The sequence below is a fragment of the Bradyrhizobium rifense genome, from assembly GCF_008123425.1.
Lineage (GTDB): Bacteria > Pseudomonadota > Alphaproteobacteria > Rhizobiales > Xanthobacteraceae > Bradyrhizobium > Bradyrhizobium rifense.
In genome coordinates this window covers 1-1,443 of the sequence record NZ_VSSS01000130.1, presented here as the reverse complement: position 1 = coordinate 1,443, position 1,443 = coordinate 1, and the positions used below count along the sequence as shown (strand labels likewise).

The window sequence follows — 1,443 nt, the reverse complement described above, 5'->3', positions numbered from 1 at the left end:
GCGACGATCGACGCCAACGGCTTGCTGACGGTATCGAGCACCAACGACTACGCGTCCTCGACGATCGGCTCGAGCGCCGCGGGCGGCGTCATCGGTGGTACGCTTACCTCGGCGCTGACCTTCTCGACGGCGTCTGCGCCCACGCAGGATACCGTTGCACAGACGGCCCGTACCAACCTGGTCAGCCAGTACAACAACATCCTCCAGCAGATCGACTCGACCTCGCTCGACTCGTCCTTCAACGGTGTCAACCTCCTGAACGGCGACCAGCTCAAGCTGGTGTTCGACGAGACCGGCAAGTCGAACCTCAACATCACCGGCGTAACCTACAACTCCAAGGGTCTGGGCCTCGCCGCACTGACCGGCGGTGTCGACTTCATCGACAACGCCGCCACCAACAAGGTGCTGACCAATCTGAACACCGCGTCGAGCACGCTGCGTTCGGAAGCCTCCGCCTTGGGTTCGAACCTGACGATCGTGCAGGTTCGTCAGGACTTCAACAAGAACCTGATCAATGTGCTGCAGACCGGTTCGTCGAACCTGACGCTGGCCGACACCAACGTCGAAGCGGCCAATAGCCAGGCGCTGTCGACCCGCCAGTCGATCGCGGTCTCCGCGCTGTCGCTGGCCAACCAGTCGCAGCAGAGCGTGCTGCAGCTGCTCCGCTAACAAGCGGACGACATCGCAAGCAAGATCCGGCGGCGGGGCTTCGGCCCCGCCGTTTTTTTCGTTCGGCGTTGTTCGCCAATCCGGATTGAGGGGGCGGGGAGCAATCGAAAAAGTAACCAGCGGTTATGGTTAATGGATAGTAAGCGGAAAAATCGCCAACGATTTCAGGCTGATTGCGAGGCCTGCCAACACGTCACAATGGTTTATGGTGAACCGGCGCTTATGACAGTGAGGCGCGTTTCACCCTTTGTTAGCCATGTCAGCGCACCCTGTGGCCGTCACTCGATCCAGAAGCGATCGAACGAAGACGCGTAAGCCAGAAGGGTAAGAGTCATGTCCGGTATTGTTCTCTCTGCGTCGGTTCGTCAGAACCTGCTCTCTCTCCAGTCCACCGCCGATCTTCTCGCCACGACACAGAACCGTCTGTCGACGGGCAAGAGCGTGAACTCGGCTCTGGACAATCCGACCAACTTCTTCACGGCACAGTCGCTCGACAACCGCGCCAGCGACATCAACAACCTGCTCGATGGCATCGCCAACGGCGTGCAGGTGCTGCAGGCCGCCAACACCGGCCTGACCTCGCTGCAAAAGCTGATCGACAGCGCGAAGTCGATCGCCAACCAGGCGCTCCAGACCACGGTCGGCTACTCCACCAAGTCCAACGTCTCCACCACGATCTCGGGTGCGACGGCGGCCGACCTGCGTGGCACCACCAGCTTTGCCAGTGCTTCTGCTTCCAGCAACGTCCTGTTCGACGGCACGGCCGGCGGCATC

Annotated in this window: 2 protein-coding genes; both read left to right on the top strand. The window is 60.9% G+C overall.

Features of this window, described 5'->3' with window-relative positions:
* Positions 1-669 (top strand): flagellin (locus FXB40_RS47410; RefSeq protein ID WP_283813027.1); only part of this gene is annotated, 669 nt, incomplete at its 5' end.
* Positions 670-1,002: 333 nt separating this feature from the next.
* Positions 1,003-1,443: flagellin N-terminal helical domain-containing protein (locus FXB40_RS47405; protein WP_488226150.1), on the top strand; the 441-nt coding region annotated here is incomplete at its 3' end.